Source organism: Ectothiorhodospira shaposhnikovii, from assembly GCF_022227765.1.
Lineage (GTDB): Bacteria > Pseudomonadota > Gammaproteobacteria > Ectothiorhodospirales > Ectothiorhodospiraceae > Ectothiorhodospira.
Map to the genome: position 1 here is coordinate 17,768 of NZ_JAJMLZ010000013.1, position 14,846 is coordinate 32,613.

13 protein-coding genes are annotated in these 14,846 nt (G+C 62.9%); 10 read left to right on the forward strand and 3 right to left on the reverse strand.

From position 1 onward, the window contains the following. Positions 1–11: 11 nt before the first annotated feature. From hypF to LQD11_RS14940, 9 genes are all read left to right on the forward strand, one after another. A complete protein-coding gene (hypF, locus tag LQD11_RS14900; protein WP_238618259.1) occupies positions 12–2,327 on the forward strand; it encodes a carbamoyltransferase HypF in 2,316 nt (771 codons plus the stop codon). A 44-nt stretch (positions 2,328–2,371) separates the two neighbouring features. After that, complete coding sequence (locus LQD11_RS14905; protein ID WP_238618260.1) at positions 2,372–3,124, forward strand: lysophospholipid acyltransferase family protein; 753 nt, start codon at positions 2,372–2,374, stop codon at positions 3,122–3,124. Between the two features lie 87 nt (positions 3,125–3,211). Beyond that, positions 3,212–3,916 carry a metal-dependent hydrolase gene (locus LQD11_RS14910; RefSeq protein WP_238618261.1) on the forward strand — a complete coding sequence of 235 codons (705 nt, stop codon included), beginning with the start codon at positions 3,212–3,214 and terminating at the stop codon, positions 3,914–3,916. A 106-nt stretch (positions 3,917–4,022) separates the two neighbouring features. Then, positions 4,023–5,207, forward strand: a complete 1,185-nt coding sequence (locus LQD11_RS14915) for a substrate-binding domain-containing protein (protein ID WP_238618262.1) — start codon at positions 4,023–4,025, stop codon at positions 5,205–5,207. A gap of 17 nt (positions 5,208–5,224) precedes the next feature. Then, positions 5,225–7,993 carry a putative bifunctional diguanylate cyclase/phosphodiesterase gene (locus LQD11_RS14920; RefSeq protein ID WP_238618263.1) on the forward strand — a complete coding sequence of 923 codons (2,769 nt, stop codon included), beginning with the start codon at positions 5,225–5,227 and terminating at the stop codon, positions 7,991–7,993. 366 nt (positions 7,994–8,359) lie between these two features. After that, positions 8,360–8,794 carry a DUF3617 domain-containing protein gene (locus LQD11_RS14925; RefSeq protein ID WP_238618264.1) on the forward strand — a complete coding sequence of 145 codons (435 nt, stop codon included), beginning with the start codon at positions 8,360–8,362 and terminating at the stop codon, positions 8,792–8,794. 102 nt (positions 8,795–8,896) lie between these two features. Continuing rightward, positions 8,897–9,253, forward strand: a complete 357-nt coding sequence (locus tag LQD11_RS14930; RefSeq protein ID WP_238618265.1) for a CidA/LrgA family protein — start codon at positions 8,897–8,899, stop codon at positions 9,251–9,253. After that, a complete protein-coding gene (locus tag LQD11_RS14935; RefSeq protein ID WP_238618266.1) occupies positions 9,250–9,969 on the forward strand; it encodes an LrgB family protein in 720 nt (239 codons plus the stop codon). The genes LQD11_RS14930 and LQD11_RS14935 overlap by 4 nt, the downstream gene beginning before the upstream one ends. A gap of 49 nt (positions 9,970–10,018) precedes the next feature. Beyond that, a complete protein-coding gene (locus LQD11_RS14940; RefSeq protein WP_238618267.1) occupies positions 10,019–10,387 on the forward strand; it encodes a hypothetical protein in 369 nt (122 codons plus the stop codon). A gap of 124 nt (positions 10,388–10,511) precedes the next feature. Here the strand turns inward: LQD11_RS14940 and pufB are convergent, their stop codons facing one another. Together pufB and pufA are read right to left on the reverse strand one after the other, a co-directional pair. After that, the gene (gene pufB / locus LQD11_RS14945; RefSeq protein ID WP_238618268.1) at positions 10,512–10,649 is read right to left on the reverse strand and encodes a light-harvesting antenna LH1, beta subunit; all 138 of its coding nucleotides are present in this window, start codon (positions 10,647–10,649) and stop codon (positions 10,512–10,514) included. Between the two features lie 15 nt (positions 10,650–10,664). Next, positions 10,665–10,850, reverse strand: coding sequence for a light-harvesting antenna LH1, alpha subunit (gene pufA, locus LQD11_RS14950; protein WP_238618269.1), 186 nt, complete (start codon positions 10,848–10,850; stop codon positions 10,665–10,667). Positions 10,851–11,300: 450 nt separating this feature from the next. Here pufA and LQD11_RS14955 point away from each other — a divergent pair, with 450 nt between their 5' ends. Further along, entirely contained in the window at positions 11,301–13,625 is a 2,325-nt protein-coding gene (locus LQD11_RS14955) for a Tex family protein (protein ID WP_238618270.1), read from the forward strand. A 46-nt stretch (positions 13,626–13,671) separates the two neighbouring features. Here the strand turns inward: LQD11_RS14955 and metK are convergent, their stop codons facing one another. After that, a complete protein-coding gene (gene metK / locus LQD11_RS14960; protein ID WP_238618271.1) occupies positions 13,672–14,829 on the reverse strand; it encodes a methionine adenosyltransferase in 1,158 nt (385 codons plus the stop codon). Between the last annotated feature and the right edge of the window lie 17 nt (positions 14,830–14,846).

The following is a 14,846-nucleotide window of genomic DNA, read 5'->3' on the forward strand; positions in this document are numbered from 1 at the left end:
AGATTTTCCTTATGTCAAAGAAACATCCCATCATCATTTGTCTGCGTGTCTGGGTTCGCGGCCAGGTTCAGGGGGTCGGGTTTCGGCCCTTCATTCATGGGCTTGCCACGGAGCTGGGGCTGTCCGGCTGGGTGCGCAATGATCCCGCCGGCGTCGAGCTCATGATTCAGGGACCACGGCCGGCGGTGGACCAGTTCCTGCATCGGCTGGCTCATCATCCGCCGCCCCTGGCCCGCGTGGATGTGGTCGAAACCAATCCGCTCGAACCCATTCCGCAAATGTGCGGCTTTGCCATCGTGCCCAGCGTGGGCGGCGCCATTGCCACCGGCATGACTCCTGATGCCGCCGTCTGTCCTCAGTGCCTTGAAGAGCTTTTCGACCCGGGCAATCGCCGCTACCGCGATGCCTTCATCGGGTGTGCCCATTGCGGTCCTCGCTACACGGCCATGACGGCCATCCCCTATGACCGCGCCCATACCAGCATGGCCTCCTTTACCATGTGCGCCGCCTGTCACCGGGAATACCAGGACCCTGGTCAGCGCCGTTTTCACTCCCAGCTCAATGCCTGTCCCGAGTGCGGTCCCCGGCTGAGCCTGCTGGACCCCGGCGGCATGCCGTTGCCGGTGGGTGACGTCATCCGGGCGGCACTGCAACAGATCCGGGAAGGCAAGATTCTGGCGGTCAAGGGCCTGGGGGGCTTTCACCTCATGTGCGATGCCCGCAACGAGGACACCGTCGCCCGGCTGCGGGCGCGCAAGCAGCGGGAGGAAAAGCCCTTTGCCATCATGGCCGCCAACCTGGCCTCGATCCGGGATCTGGTGCACTTGTTGCCGGAAGAGACACACCTGCTCAAGGGCTATGCGCGGCCCATTGTCCTGCTGCGCCGAAGGCCCGACAGCCGTCCCACCCTGGAAGGGGTGGCCCCGGGGATGCAGCGCCTGGGCGTGATGCTTCCCTATACCCCCCTGCAGTATCTGCTGTTCCACGAGGCCGCCGGACGGCCCGACGGCACTCGCTGGGTGCAGGAAGAACCCCAGTCCCTGCTGCTGGTCTGCACCTCGGCCAATCCCTTCGGCGAGCCGGTCATCATCACCAACCAGGGCGCGGTGGACCGGCTGGGGCATATCGCCGATGCTCTGCTGGTACATAACCGGGACATCCGGGTGCGCTGTGACGACAGCGTGGTCCGCATGACGGCGACCGGTCCGGGCTTTCTGCGGCGGGGGAGGGGCTTCACGCCGGAGCCGGTGCGCATGCCCCGGACCGGCCCCTGTGTTCTGGGCACCGGGGCCTGGTATAACAACACCGCCTGCATCACCCGCGGGCAGCAGGCCTTTTTGTCCCAGCATGTGGGGGATCTGGACAGTCCCGCCAGTTGCCGAGCCCTGGACGAGACCGTGGAGCACTTGATGCTGCTGCTGCGCATTCGCCCCGAGCGCATCGCCTGTGACCTGCATCCGGATTACTACAGCACCCGCCTTGCCATGCGTCTGGCCAAGGTGCTGGATGTGCCATTGCTGCGGATCCAGCATCATCATGCCCATCTGGCGGCGGTCCAGGCGGAGCACCAGCTGGACCGTCCCGTGCTTGGGCTGGCCCTGGACGGTTACGGCCTGGGGGATGACGGTACCGCCTGGGGTGGGGAGCTGCTGCGAATCGACGGCGCCCGTTACCAGCGTCTGGGGCATTTGCGTCCCTTGTTGTTGCCCGGTGGCGACCAGGCCACCCGTGAACCCTGGCGCATGGCTGCCGCGGTCCTGCATGCCCTCGGACGGGCAGACGAGATCCCTGATCGGTATCAGGTCTTTGCCGCCGCCCAGGGCTTGCCCAAGCAGATGGACACCGAACGCAATCCCCACCTCACCACCAGTCTGGGGCGCCTGTTCGATGCGGCGTCCGCCTTGCTGCGGGTGAAATGGGTGGCCCGTTTCGAGGGGCAGGCCCCCATGCTGCTGGAAGGGCTGGCCGCCCGCCACGGCCCGGAAGTTCCCCTGTCCGGGGGGTGGGTGATGGAGCAGGGGGTGCTGGATTTCATGCCCTTGCTGGCCCGACTTGCCGACGGCATGGATCCGGGGGCGGGCGCCGGCGTCTTTCATGCCACCGTGGCCCAGGGCCTGGCTTGCTGGCTGATCGAGGCGGCCAAGGCTCAAGGCATTCGTGACCTGGTGCTGGGTGGCGGCTGCTGTCTCAACCAGGTGTTGATGCAGGATCTGGTGGAGCGGCTGACCGGTGCCGGTTTCCGGGTCTATAAGCCGCAATGGTCGCCGCCCAACGACGGCGGTCTGAGTCTGGGGCAGGCCTGGATCGCCATGCAGGCCCCGATCTGATCACCACCCGAACCATGAATTCGAGTCTGTCTGGAGTCTCAACCATGCCACAACCCCGGCCCGATCTGGATATCCGGCTGCGCAGCTGGCTGTTTTTCCTGCTTTACAACCTCATGGGCATCGTTCACAGCGTGCTGTGTCTGCTGGTGGCGCCGTTCCAGAGCTTTGAGCAACGCTATCGGTTCGTCAATCTGTGGACCCGCGCCACCCTATGGTTGCTACGCACCCTCAACGGGATTGACGTCCGCGTGGAGGGGCTCGAACACATCCCCCAGGATGAGCCGGTCGTGATCATGTCCAATCATCAGAGTGAGTGGGAGACCTTTTACCTGCAGTTACTGGTGTCGCCCCAGGCCACGGTGGTCAAGCGCGAGCTGCTCGGCATTCCCTTCTTCGGTTGGGGGCTGGCGTTGCTTAAACCGATTGCCATTGATCGCGGCAGTCCGGCTGCCGCCCTGAAGACCATCCTCAAGACGGGCAAGGAACGGCTGGACGAGGGCATCAGTGTGGTGATCTATCCGGAAGGCGCCCGTCAGCTCCCCGGCCAACTGGGTCGCTTCAATGCCGGTGGCGCGATGCTCGCCTGTCGCGCCGGCAGGCGAGTGCTGCCCGTGGCCCACAATGCCGGTGATTGCTGGCCACACAGATCTTTGCTGCGCCATCCAGGCACCATCCATCTGCGGATCGGGCCGCCCATGGCCTGCGAGGATGGCGACGTCAAGGCGCTCAATGCCCGGGTTGAGCAGTGGATTCGGGAGAATGCCGCCGAACTCATGCAACCTCGTCCGGGCAAATGATCCACTCGGGCAGGTGTACTGTCCATTCATTCAGCCATAATGCTAAGATATCGTGATTGTTAATGTTTTAGGTAATAACAATCAATTATGGCCAACTTTTCAACCCATGTGGCAGTTGCCGGCATGGCTGCCACGGGCATGGCCTCGGGGATTGCCGTCACCGGCATGCTCTCCTGGCCGGACAGCCTGGTCCTGGGTGTGTTCCTGGTGGCGGGTACCCTGTTGCCCGACATTGACGTGGATGGCGGCCGGCCCCAGCGTTGGCTGTTTTCCCTGCTGGCGCTGGCGGCGGCCATCGTTGCCTCAAGCCTGACGATCCAGATGCAGACCACGCCCCTGTTCACCCTGCCCGGGCAGACCGTTTCCTGTGAAGCCATCGCCGTGGGGTTTCTGGTCTGGTTGCTGATCCGCTATCCCGCCGCCTTCCTGTTCCAGAAACTCACCCGTCACCGGGGGTTGTGTCATAGCCTGGTGGTGGGCGGTCTGTGGGGACTGGGCTGGATCTGGCTGGGACTCCATTGCCTGGCGGCCGAACCCCTGCTCATCTGGCTGCAGGGGATCGCACTCTTCATCGGGTTTTTGATTCATCTCGTACTGGATGAACTCTACAGCGTGGACATCAACAACGCCCGGATCAAGCGATCCTTCGGATCCGCCCTTAAAATCTGGGAACCGGCCTTTCCCTCCGGTTCCCTGCTGGCCACGGCGGCCCTCGTGACCCTGGTGTGGTTGCTGCCCTATCCGGGGGAGCTGATTCACTGGCTGCGTGGCGGCATGCTGTTGCTGGGCTAGTTCGGGAACAGTATGCCGTGGGCCGCCAAGGCGCGATTCCGGGGGTATGCGGGTGCCCGGCTCTGCTATGCTTGGCCGATCGACCGGTGAGGAACCCGCCCGCTCCATGAACCGTCGCTCTTGTCTTTTCAGCCTGAGCCTGCTGCTCCTGCTTTTGGGTCCTGGCCCGCAGGCGAATGATTTGCCCCATTACTGGGACATGGATAGCTACCTGGCACGCTACCCGCTGCAGAAGGTGCTGTTCCACGACTTCGCCCAGCGGGTCGGAAGCGCTCCTTCGCCGCCACCGGCCGATGTTGGTGAACGGCCTGTCGCCAGGGTGGCCGTGCTGTATCCCGGTCTGCAGGCCTCCGACTACTGGCGGCGTAACCTGATGGCCTTCAGTCGCCGTGCACACGCCCTGGGGCTTGATCTCTCCATTGCGGTCCATTCCAGTCAGCCCGGCGACACCGACCCCGTGCTGCAGGCGGAGCAGCTGCGTCAGGTGCTGGCCGGGCAGCCCGATTATCTTGTCTATACACTGGATACGCCGATTCATCATCGCCTGACCGAGCGGTTGTTGGCCATGTCCTCCGCGGGCGGAACCGGACCGAAGATCATCCTCCAGAACATCACCACCCCCGTGCGGGCCTGGGACGGCATGCAGCCGTTCCTGTATGTGGGTTTTGATCATGTCGAAGGCTCGCGCATGCTGGCCCGCCACCTGATCAAGGTCACCGGAGGAAAGGGGGACGTGGTGGTGCTCTTCGCGGGTGAAGGCTACATCAGCCAGGCCCGGGGAGGCACCTTCATCCGGGAAATCGCCGCCTTCCCTGACCTCCGGCTCCGGAACACCTACCTGACCCATCTTCGGATGGATGTGGCCCGCCGGGCGACCGAGGATGCGTTGGAGCGTTATCCGGATCTGGTCCTGATCTATGCCTGCGCCACCGATATCGCTCTCGGCGCCGCCGCGGCCGCGGCAAGCGCAGATCTTCAAGGAGGGCTGCTGATCAATGGCTGGGGCGGTGGTATCGAAGAACTTTCCCTGATCGCTAGCGGGGCGCTGGCGGCCACTGTCATGCGTATGAATGATGATGCCGGGGTGGCCATGGCCGAGGCCATTGCGATGGATCTGCGGGGGCAGGGCCATCGGGTACCTCAAGTATTTTCCGGGGAAATGGTGCTGGTGACCCGTGACATGGATGCCGCCGTCATCGACAATCTCAAGCAGCGAGCCTTTCGCTATTCCGGTCCGCCATCGGAGTCGACTGAACCATCCAGCCTTTCGCTACATGTCTCCGAACGGTAACCGGGAACACCCTGCCCATGGCCAGACGCACACTGATCACCACGATCGTTGCCGCCCTGGGCGGCGGCATGGTGCTGTTCAGTGTGCTGGCCGTGGTGTTGACCATCCAGGGGACACGTCAGGCCACGCTGGCGGAACTGCAGCGCGGCTTTGACCGTAGTGCGGCCCTGGCAACCCTGATCCTGGATCAGGAAATCGAAGGCATCCAGCGCATGAGCCATGAAATCATGCGTCTACGTCCCTTGCAGCAGGCGGTTCTGGAAGGACGCCAGGATCTGGCGGAGCATCTGTTGTTACGTCAGGCGCAGTTTGATCTGCAGGGTGTCTTTGATGGTCTGATCATCAGTCGCGAAGACCAAGCCCGCTGGGTGGCGGGGGGATTTGCCGTCTACCGTCGGGAAGCCCTGTTGGAGTGGTTGTCCCGTCAGCATGAGCATCAGGGCGGGCTGTCGGATGCCCGGTTGCATGCGATGGTGGATGAGGATGGACGCCCCCATCTGGTGCTGGTGGTGTCCCGACATTTTCGTGATCCGGATACCGGTCGCCGGTTGGGCAGTCTCAAGGGCGCCGTGATCCTTTCCGACCGCCTGAGCCTGTTCAATCGGGTCAGGCAGGCGGCCGGCCTGGAGGGATTGGGCTGGATGGTTGATGGCCAGCTCTTTGTCGGCCCCCTGCCGGCCGATGCCCTGCTGTCGGGAGCCTGGCCCCGGCTGCCGCCGGCCGGTCAGGCCGGTGACGAGTTCATTCGCGAGGCCTCCGTTCATATCGCCCGGCGTTCCTTGAGCCTGGCGACCCTCGATCAGACGCCGGTCATGGTCATGAGCGTGGCGGATCCGCGCGATGAAGCCAAAATCCTGATTACCGTGATGACCCTGTTGGCGACGGTGATTGTCATCGTCATGTCGGGTCTGTTGCTGTTTTTGACCCGCTTTGTCGCCTTGCCCTTGCGGCGCCTGGCCGAGCAGGCGCGACTGTTGCCGGTGGGGCCGTTGCGGCCCCTGAGCATGCCCCGTTTCCATGCCGACGATGAGTTGGGTCAGCTGGTGAATGCCTTCAATGACCTTATTCGTCGCATCTCGATTCACCAGCATGAACTGGACCGGATGGCCCACTACGACATCCTGACGGGTGTGCCCAACCGTCGATTGCTGGCCGACCGTATCTCCCAGGCCATCGCCCGCGCGCGCAGGAACCTCTCGCCGATGGCGATCTGTTATCTGGATCTGGATGGCTTCAAGCCCATCAACGACCGTTTTGGCCATGCCATGGGGGATCGTTTGCTGCTGGTTATCGCAGAGCGTCTCAAGACCCTGCTGCGTGCCGATGACACCCTGGCCAGGCTGGGAGGGGACGAGTTCGTGCTCCTGTTCAATCATCTGGATGATGCGGACGAGGCGCACCGTCTTTTCGAGCGCATGCTCACCGCCGTGGCCGAGCCGGCGATCCTGGACGGTGTCTGCGTGCGGCTGTCCGCCAGCATGGGGGTGACCTTCTTCCCCCGCGACGACCATGACGCCGATACCCTGATCCGACACGCGGATCAGGCCATGTACCAGGCCAAGGAGGCCGGCAAGAACCGCTATGCCGTCTTTGACTTGGACCAGAGTCGCCGCCAGCAGACTCGGATGGAGTTCATCAGGTCCATGGCCACCGGTCTACGGGAAGGGCAGTTCCTTTTGCATTACCAGCCCCGGGTGGATCTGGTCAGCGGTCGGGTGACCGGAGCCGAGGCCCTGTTGCGCTGGCGGCATCCGAAACGGGGATTACTCATGCCCGCTAGCTTTCTTGATGACCTGAGCGGCAGCGAGCTGGAACCCGAGATGGGCCGCTGGGTCATCGAGCAGGCCCTGCAGCAGTTGGCCCGTTGGCAGGCTCAGGGGCTGCGTCTGCATATCAGCGTCAACGTCAGTGCCGATCATCTTCTGGAACCGGGCTTTGCCGATTACCTGGAGGCGGCGCTGGCGCGTCATCCCCAGTTATCGCGGGAGTCCCTGGAATGTGAAATCCTGGAAACCGCCACCTTCAGCGATCTCTACCAGGCGGGCAGTGTCATTGCCCGCTGCAAGAAGCTAGGGGTCCGGTTTGCGCTGGATGATTTCGGCACGGGCTATTCTTCCCTGGCCTATTTTCGCAGCCTGCCGGTGGATGTGCTCAAGATTGATCGCAGCTTCGTCATGGACATGCTGGAAGACCCCAATGATCTGGATATCGTCGAAAGCATCGTGGGGTTGGCCGCCACCTTCAACAAGGAGATCATCGCCGAAGGGGTGGAGAGCATGGAGCAGGCGGCCTATCTCATCCGCCTGGGGTGTCGCCATGGCCAGGGGTACGGCATTGCCCGTCCCATGCTCCCGGAGGCGCTGCCTGCCTGGATTCGGCAATGGTCGCAACGGCGTCCGGCATTGGCGATCCATCTTGGCGAGGGGCTGACGGGTGACCTGAACATATCGGTGGCGGTGCGCGGCTATCAGCGCTGGTTCGAGGGAATGATGCTCAGCCTCCATGAAGAGCCCCATCAGCCTCCGGATGATCTGTTCAATACCCGCTTTGTCCGCTGGTACAACGGCAGTGGATCAGCCCGTTACGGCATGCATGAGGCCTTTGCGGATCTTTGGGGCGCCCATCTCAGGGTGCATGAGCTGCTTTTGTCCCTGGGTGAGCGGAAAAAGGCAGGCGCGTCGCCGCGGCAACTGCACGTATTGCAGTCCGAACTCCTGATGGCCCGGGATGCCATGCTGGCATGCTTTGCCCAGCTGGAACGTCGCGAGGCCTTGGTAGGCAGATAGCGGACTTACCTCAAGTGCTTTCCCGCTGAAGGGGGCTAAGTCATCCGCCTGCAACGAGAAACCGCTGCTATCCACAGAAGCTGTGGATAAGTGTGTGGATACCATGTCCGGAAACGACGCCAGGCCCCGTCCTTCCGGCGCTTGTCTTAAATTGGTCATGAAGTGATCAATTTTATTAAATCAAAATAAATCATAGAGTTATTGGTTTTTGGTGTTTTTTCATGGCAGTGGTTGACAGTCGTTGATCAGATGGTTTATGGCATCTTGAGTCTGTGCATAACATCACCTGCATTTATGCGGTTGTGGCCACTGCAGGGGTCGGGCTGCTACCATGATCCATCCTGTCCGTTCCTTCTGGAGTCATGCATGATGCGTGTCCTGCGTCCGGCCTTCATTGCCGGCTCCCTCTTGTTGCTCTCCCACAGTGCCCTGGCGGTGGATCTGAACATTCAGCCGGGCGATTGGGAATTCACCAATGTCACCCGCATTCTGGGGAACACCGCCTTTCCCGAGCACACCACGACCAACCGCCAGTGCATCACTGCGGACGATGTTGCCCGGGGGCCGGAATTCATGGATCTGAGTGAACATTGCGACCTGTCCAATCTTCAGGTCACTGCCGACACCATGCGCTATGATATGACCTGCCGGGAAAACGGCATGGAAGTTCAGATGACGGCCGACATGCGGTTCCAGGGCGACCGCCTCAGTGGCCAGGTCAATGCCGAACTGGAAGGCCCCATGGGCACAATGCCCATGCAGACGGATATCACGGCCCGCCGGATGGGGGAGTGTCCCTGAACGGCTGAACGACATGGTGCCGCCGGCTCCGCTGCATGATGTTCCGGGATTACCGGAACTGGCGCGGGGTTTGGGTGGCGGCATCACGGCTGCCGTGTGATCATGCTGCAAGCCATTATCATCATCCTGCTGTGCCAACTGGTGGGTGAGGTCACCGTGCTGGTGCTGGACCTGCCTTTCCCGGGGCCCGTACTGGGAATGTTGCTTTTGTTTGCCGGACTCGTGATCCGCGGCGAAACACCCCCGGCACTCAAGGCCTTCAGCGATACCTTGTTGCGCTATCTGGCCCTGCTGTTCGTGCCCGCGGGCGTCGGCCTGATGGTGCACTTCGGTCTGGTGGCCCGGGACTGGCTGCCCATCCTGGCGGCGCTGCTGGTGAGTACCGTTTTGGCGCTGGTGGTTACCATGCTGGTGCTCAGCGGGCTGATCCGGTTGCGGGCTCGGCGTCATGAATCATGAATGAAGACTTCACCGACATCTGGGCCTTTCTCGCCGCCAGTCCGCTGCTCTGGCTTACCACGACCCTGGTGGTGTTCCAGTTCAGCCTCTGGCTCAACCGGCGCTTGGGCGGCGGCATGGTCCTGCATCCGGTATTGCTGTCCATGGGGCTGTTGATCGGCATCCTGTTGTTGACGGGTACGGATTATGACACCTACTTTGACGGTGCCCAGTTCATTCACTTCATGCTGGGGCCCGCCACGGTGGCCTTGGCCATCCCGCTTTATGAGAACCGTCACCAGATCCGGCAGTTGATGCTGCCCCTGCTGGTGGCCGGGCTCACCGGCGCCTGTGTGGCCGCGGTGAGCGCGGTCATGGTGGCCGCCGCCCTCGGAGCGGATCGTATTACCCTGTTGTCCCTGGCACCCAAGTCGGTGACGTCGCCGATTGCCATGGGGATCACCGAAAAGCTGGGCGGCCTGCCATCCCTGACGGCGGCGCTGGTGCTGCTGACGGGAGCCATCGGTTGCCTGTTGTCACCCCTGCTCATTCGTCTGCTGCGTATCCAGGACGATCGGGTGAAGGGCTTTGCCCTGGGCTTGTCCGCCCATGGTTTCGGCACCGCCCAGGCCTTCGGCATCAGCGCCACCGCGGGTGCCTTTGCCGGGCTTGGTCTGAGCTTGGCGGGCATCATGACCGCCTTTCTGCTGCCGGGCATCGCCCCTTGGCTGCTGTAAAGCGCCTATAATCACTTCATGTTTGAACGACGGGAAATCCGGGACAGCAATGGAAAACCAGCCGGCAGCAGAAACCGTGATGGAGGTTTACGTCACCAAATGGGCGCTGACCAAGGGCATCGTCAAGGTCGGCGCCCACTATACCTCCGAAGATCGCAAAACCGTTTGCTTTCGTCTGTTTTTCGACGATCTGGGCAAGATATTCACATTGCCGGAATATGCCCACAGTGGTGAATGGTTTCACTCCCTGGAGGAGGCGAGGGCAGAGGTGGAGAAAATGCGTGCCAAGGAAATTGCCATGCATCGGCAGGCCATCGAGGAACTCAAGGCGAGGAAGATTCCCGTGATCGCCGCCAGTAAGGGCATGAAGGGCAGGGGCGGCATGGCCAGGATCAGGGAAGAGCTGCTGAGCGACTGAAGCCGCCATATGTCGTGATGTGCGGCATCAATCACGATGTGTTGGAAGAAAACGAAAAAGGGCAGAGATGAAATCATCTCTGCCCCTGTCGTGCTACTTCAGCACGGCGAACCTGCGGGCCTTCTTAGTAGAAGGGTCTCCACATGTACACCAGGAAGTGAGCAACGGCAGCCAGGACCATGAACACGGTGAAGGTGGTCTTGAACTGCTCGTGGAATTCTTTTGCCTGTTCTTCGGTCAGGCCGGAGATGCTGTTTTCCATGATCAAGATCCTCGATTACTCGGAAACGGTGTAGGTGAGCGGATTGTAGTTGTCGTTGCTGTACACGACAGCGTGGACAGCCAGCGCAACCACCAGGACAGCCATCAGGATCGGCATCAGCCAGGTGCCGGGATTGACAACCAGCCACAGTTTCCAGTCGTCGCGGGGATTGCTGGGACTGCTGGGTCTGTACTCACTCATTGTTATAACGCCCTCTGAAGATGATTAAACCGGGTCTTGCGTAAAGACCGGGCCGCTCAATGCCGACATGACCACTGACGCGGAAACAGTCAGCTTAAAAACATCACCCTGTTTTCAGATGCGGCACTCGGCGATCCACGGAGGTGGAGAGGTGAGTCCGATCCTGAAAACCTCAGTTTGCTCCATCTCGACCGAATACCGGTGATATTCGGCCGATTCGAGCATGGTTGTCAGTCTACGTTGACAGCATGGGATGTCAAGTGGGGGAGACAGACGGGTATGTGATAAAAACTGCAAACATTCAAAATCCTTGAGCGGGGTCAAAAGTACACGACTTCCTGATTCCGCTGTGATCCACCCGGCTGCCTGTTCCCGCCCGGGACGTCCACAGGCCGTCAATGCTGATATCCTCTGCCCATTCCGACTTCTTTCCCTGGATGTGTTGATTCCATGACTGACATCTCCCACCGCATCGCCCAGGAACTGGGCGTCCGTTCCGATCAGGTCAAGGCCACCGTGGAACTGCTGGACAGCGGCGCCACGGTGCCGTTCGTGGCCCGTTACCGCAAGGAGGCCACCGGCGGCCTGGATGATGCCCAACTGCGCAGCCTGGAGGAGCGTCTGGGGTATCTGCGGGAGCTGGATGCCCGCCGGGAGGTGGTGCTCAAGGCCATCGAGGAGCAAGGCAAACTCACCGACTCCCTGGCGGCGGCCATCCGCGAGGCGGATACCAAGACCCGCCTGGAGGATCTGTACCGCCCGTATGTGAAAAAGCGCCGTACCAAGGCCCAGATTGCCAGGGAAAACGGCCTGGAGCCGTTGCTGGATACCCTGCTGGCGGACCCCGGCCAGGTACCGGAGGCGGTGGCCGCCGGTTATACCACCGAGGAGATCAACGTGGAGGCCGCCCTGGAAGGGGCGGGGCACATCTTCATGGAGCGCATCGCCGAGGAAGCGGACCTGATCGAAGAACTGCGTAACCACGGCTGGGAGCGGGGCTTTCTGGTCAGCAAGGTGGTGCCGGGCAAGGAGCAGGAGGGGGCCCGATTCCGTGACTATTTCGATCACGTGGAGCCCTTGAGCAAGGTGCCTTCCCATCGGGCCCTGGCCATGTTCCGGGGGCAGGCGGAGGAGTGCCTTCGGCTTGAGGTGGCCTGGACCGAGGCCCAGGCCCGGGGTGAGGAAGACACTGTCGCCTCGCCCGGAGAGGCGGCCATTGCCCGGCGCTTCCAACTGTCGGATCGGGGGCGGCCGGCGGATGCCTGGCTGGCCCGACATGCCCGCCTGGCCTGGCGGGCCAAGCTGTCCATCCATCTGGACGTGGCCCTCAAGCGACGGCTGAGGGATCTGGCGGACGAGGAGGCCATCCGGGTGTTCGGCGCCAACCTGCAGGACGTGTTGCTGGCCGCTCCGGCCGGTTCCCGTACCACCATGGGGCTGGACCCGGGGGTGCGCACCGGGGTCAAGGTGGCGGTGATCAACGGCCAGGGGGCAGTGGTGGAGACGACCACGGTCTATCCCTTTCCACCCCGGAATCAGGTGCGGGAAACCCTGGAAACCCTCTCCGCCCTGGCCCGCAAGCACCAGGTGGACCTGGTGGCCATTGGCAACGGGACCCATTCCCGGGAGACGGACGCCCTGGTGGGGGAGTTGATGCGCCTGAACCCCAAGCTGGGGCTGACCAAGGTGGTGATTTCCGAGGCGGGCGCCTCGGTCTATTCCGCCTCGGCCCTGGCTTCGGCGGAGCTGCCGGATCTGGATGTGTCCCTGCGTGGGGCGGTGTCCATCGCTCGTCGTCTGCAGGATCCGTTGGCGGAGTTGGTGAAGATCGAACCCAAGGCCATCGGCGTGGGCCAGTATCAGCATGACGTCAATCAGGCTCAGCTGGCCCGCAAGCTGGATGCGGTGGTGGAGGACTGCGTGAATGCGGTGGGGGTGGATGTGAACACCGCCTCCGCGCCCCTGCTGGCCCGGGTGTCGGGCTTGGGCATCACGCTGGCGGAGAATATCGTGGCCTTTCGTACCGAACAGGGGCCCTTTGCCAGCCGTGCCGCCCTCAAGAAAGTGCCCCGTCTGGGGGCCAAGGCCTTTGAACAGGCGGCGGGCTTTTTGCGCATCCCCCGGGGCAAGGATCCGCTGGATGCCTCGGCGGTGCATCCGGAGGCCTATCCGGTAGTGCGGCGGATCGTGGCCGAGACGGGTCGGGACGTGCGTGAGCTGATTGGCGACGAGGCCTTCCTCAAGCGGCTGGACCCGTCCCGGTTCACGGACGAGACCTTTGGCGAGCCCACGGTGCGGGACATCCTGGCCGAGTTGGCCAAGCCGGGTCGGGATCCGCGGCCGGAGTTCCGTACCGCGGCCTTCAAGGAGGGGGTGGAGCGACTGCAGGACCTGCAGCCGGGCATGGTGCTGGAGGGCACGGTGACCAACGTGGCCAACTTCGGCGCCTTTGTGGATATCGGGGTGCATCAGGACGGGCTGGTGCACATCTCCGCCCTGTCGGACCGTTTCATCAAGGATCCGCGGGATGTGGTGCGGGCCGGTGACGTGGTCAAGGTGAAGGTGATGGAGGTGGATCTCGAGCGCAAGCGGATTGCCCTGAGCATGCGTCTGGACGATGAGCCGGGAAGGGAGGCGAACGGCCGTCCGACCCGGGAGTCTCGGAGTGGTCAGGGACGCAAGGGCAATCAGGGGCGAGGGGATACGGCACGTGCCGAACCCCAACCGGAAGGCGCACTGGCGGCGGCGCTCAAGGCGGCGGTGGGCCGCAAGTAGGGTGGCGGGGTCCTGCTCCCCTCATGGGGAGCAGGATGACACGGCATCAGCCTGCCGCCGCCCGGAGCGCCTCGGCCCGATCGGTCCTCTCCCAGGTCACGTCCAGGTCCTCCCGGCCGAAGTGACCGTAGGCCGCGGTGGGCCGGTAGACCGGCTGTTCCAGATTGAGCATGGTGAGAATGCCGTAGGGCCGCAGGTCGAAGTGCTCCCGCACCAGTTCCGTCAGCCGCTGCTCATCGATCCTGCCGGTGCCGAAGGTTTCCACGGCGATGGAGGTGGGTTCGGCCACCCCGATGGCGTAGGAAACCTGGACCTCGCAACGTTCCGCCAGGCCGGCGGCGACGATATTCTTGGCCACATAGCGGCAGGCATAGGCGGCGGAACGGTCCACCTTGGACGGATCCTTGCCGGAGAAGGCGCCGCCGCCGTGACGAGCCATGCCGCCGTAGGTGTCGACGATGATTTTGCGGCCGGTGAGGCCGCAGTCCCCCAGGGGGCCGCCGGTGACGAAGCGGCCGGTGGGGTTGATGTGGAAACGGGTGGCCTTGTGCAGCCACCGGGCGCCCAGTACCGGTTTGATGATCTCTTCCATCACCGCTTCGTGCAGGTCCTGCTGGGAGATATCCGGGGCGTGCTGGGTGGAGAGCACCACCGCTTCGGCAGAGACCGCCTTGCCGCCCTCGTAGCGGAAGGTGACCTGACTCTTGGCGTCGGGACGCAGCCAGGGCAGGGTGCCGTTTTTGCGCACTTCGGCCTGACGACGGACCAACTGGTGGGCGAAGTGGATGGGAGCCGGCATGAGGACATCGGTCTCGCTGCAGGCGTAGCCGAACATCAGGCCCTGGTCGCCGGCTCCCTGGTCTTCCGGTCGGCTGCGGTCCACGCCTTGGTTGATATCCATGGACTGGGCGCCCAGGGTGTTGAGGACGGCGCAGGTGTGGCCGTCAAATCCCTTGTCGGAGTGATCATAGCCGATGTCCAGCACCACCTGGCGTACCAGCCTTTCCAGATCGATGGTGGCGGTGGACTTGACCTCGCCCCCCACCAGCACCATGCCGGTCTGGGCAAAGGTCTCGGCGGCGACACGGGCCTTGGGATCCTGCGCCAGATAGGCGTCCAGGATGGCGTCGGAGACCTGATCGCAGAGCTTGTCCGGATGGCCTTCGGAGACGGATTCGGAAGTGAACAGGTAGGTCTTGTTCATGGGAATGCCTGTGAGTT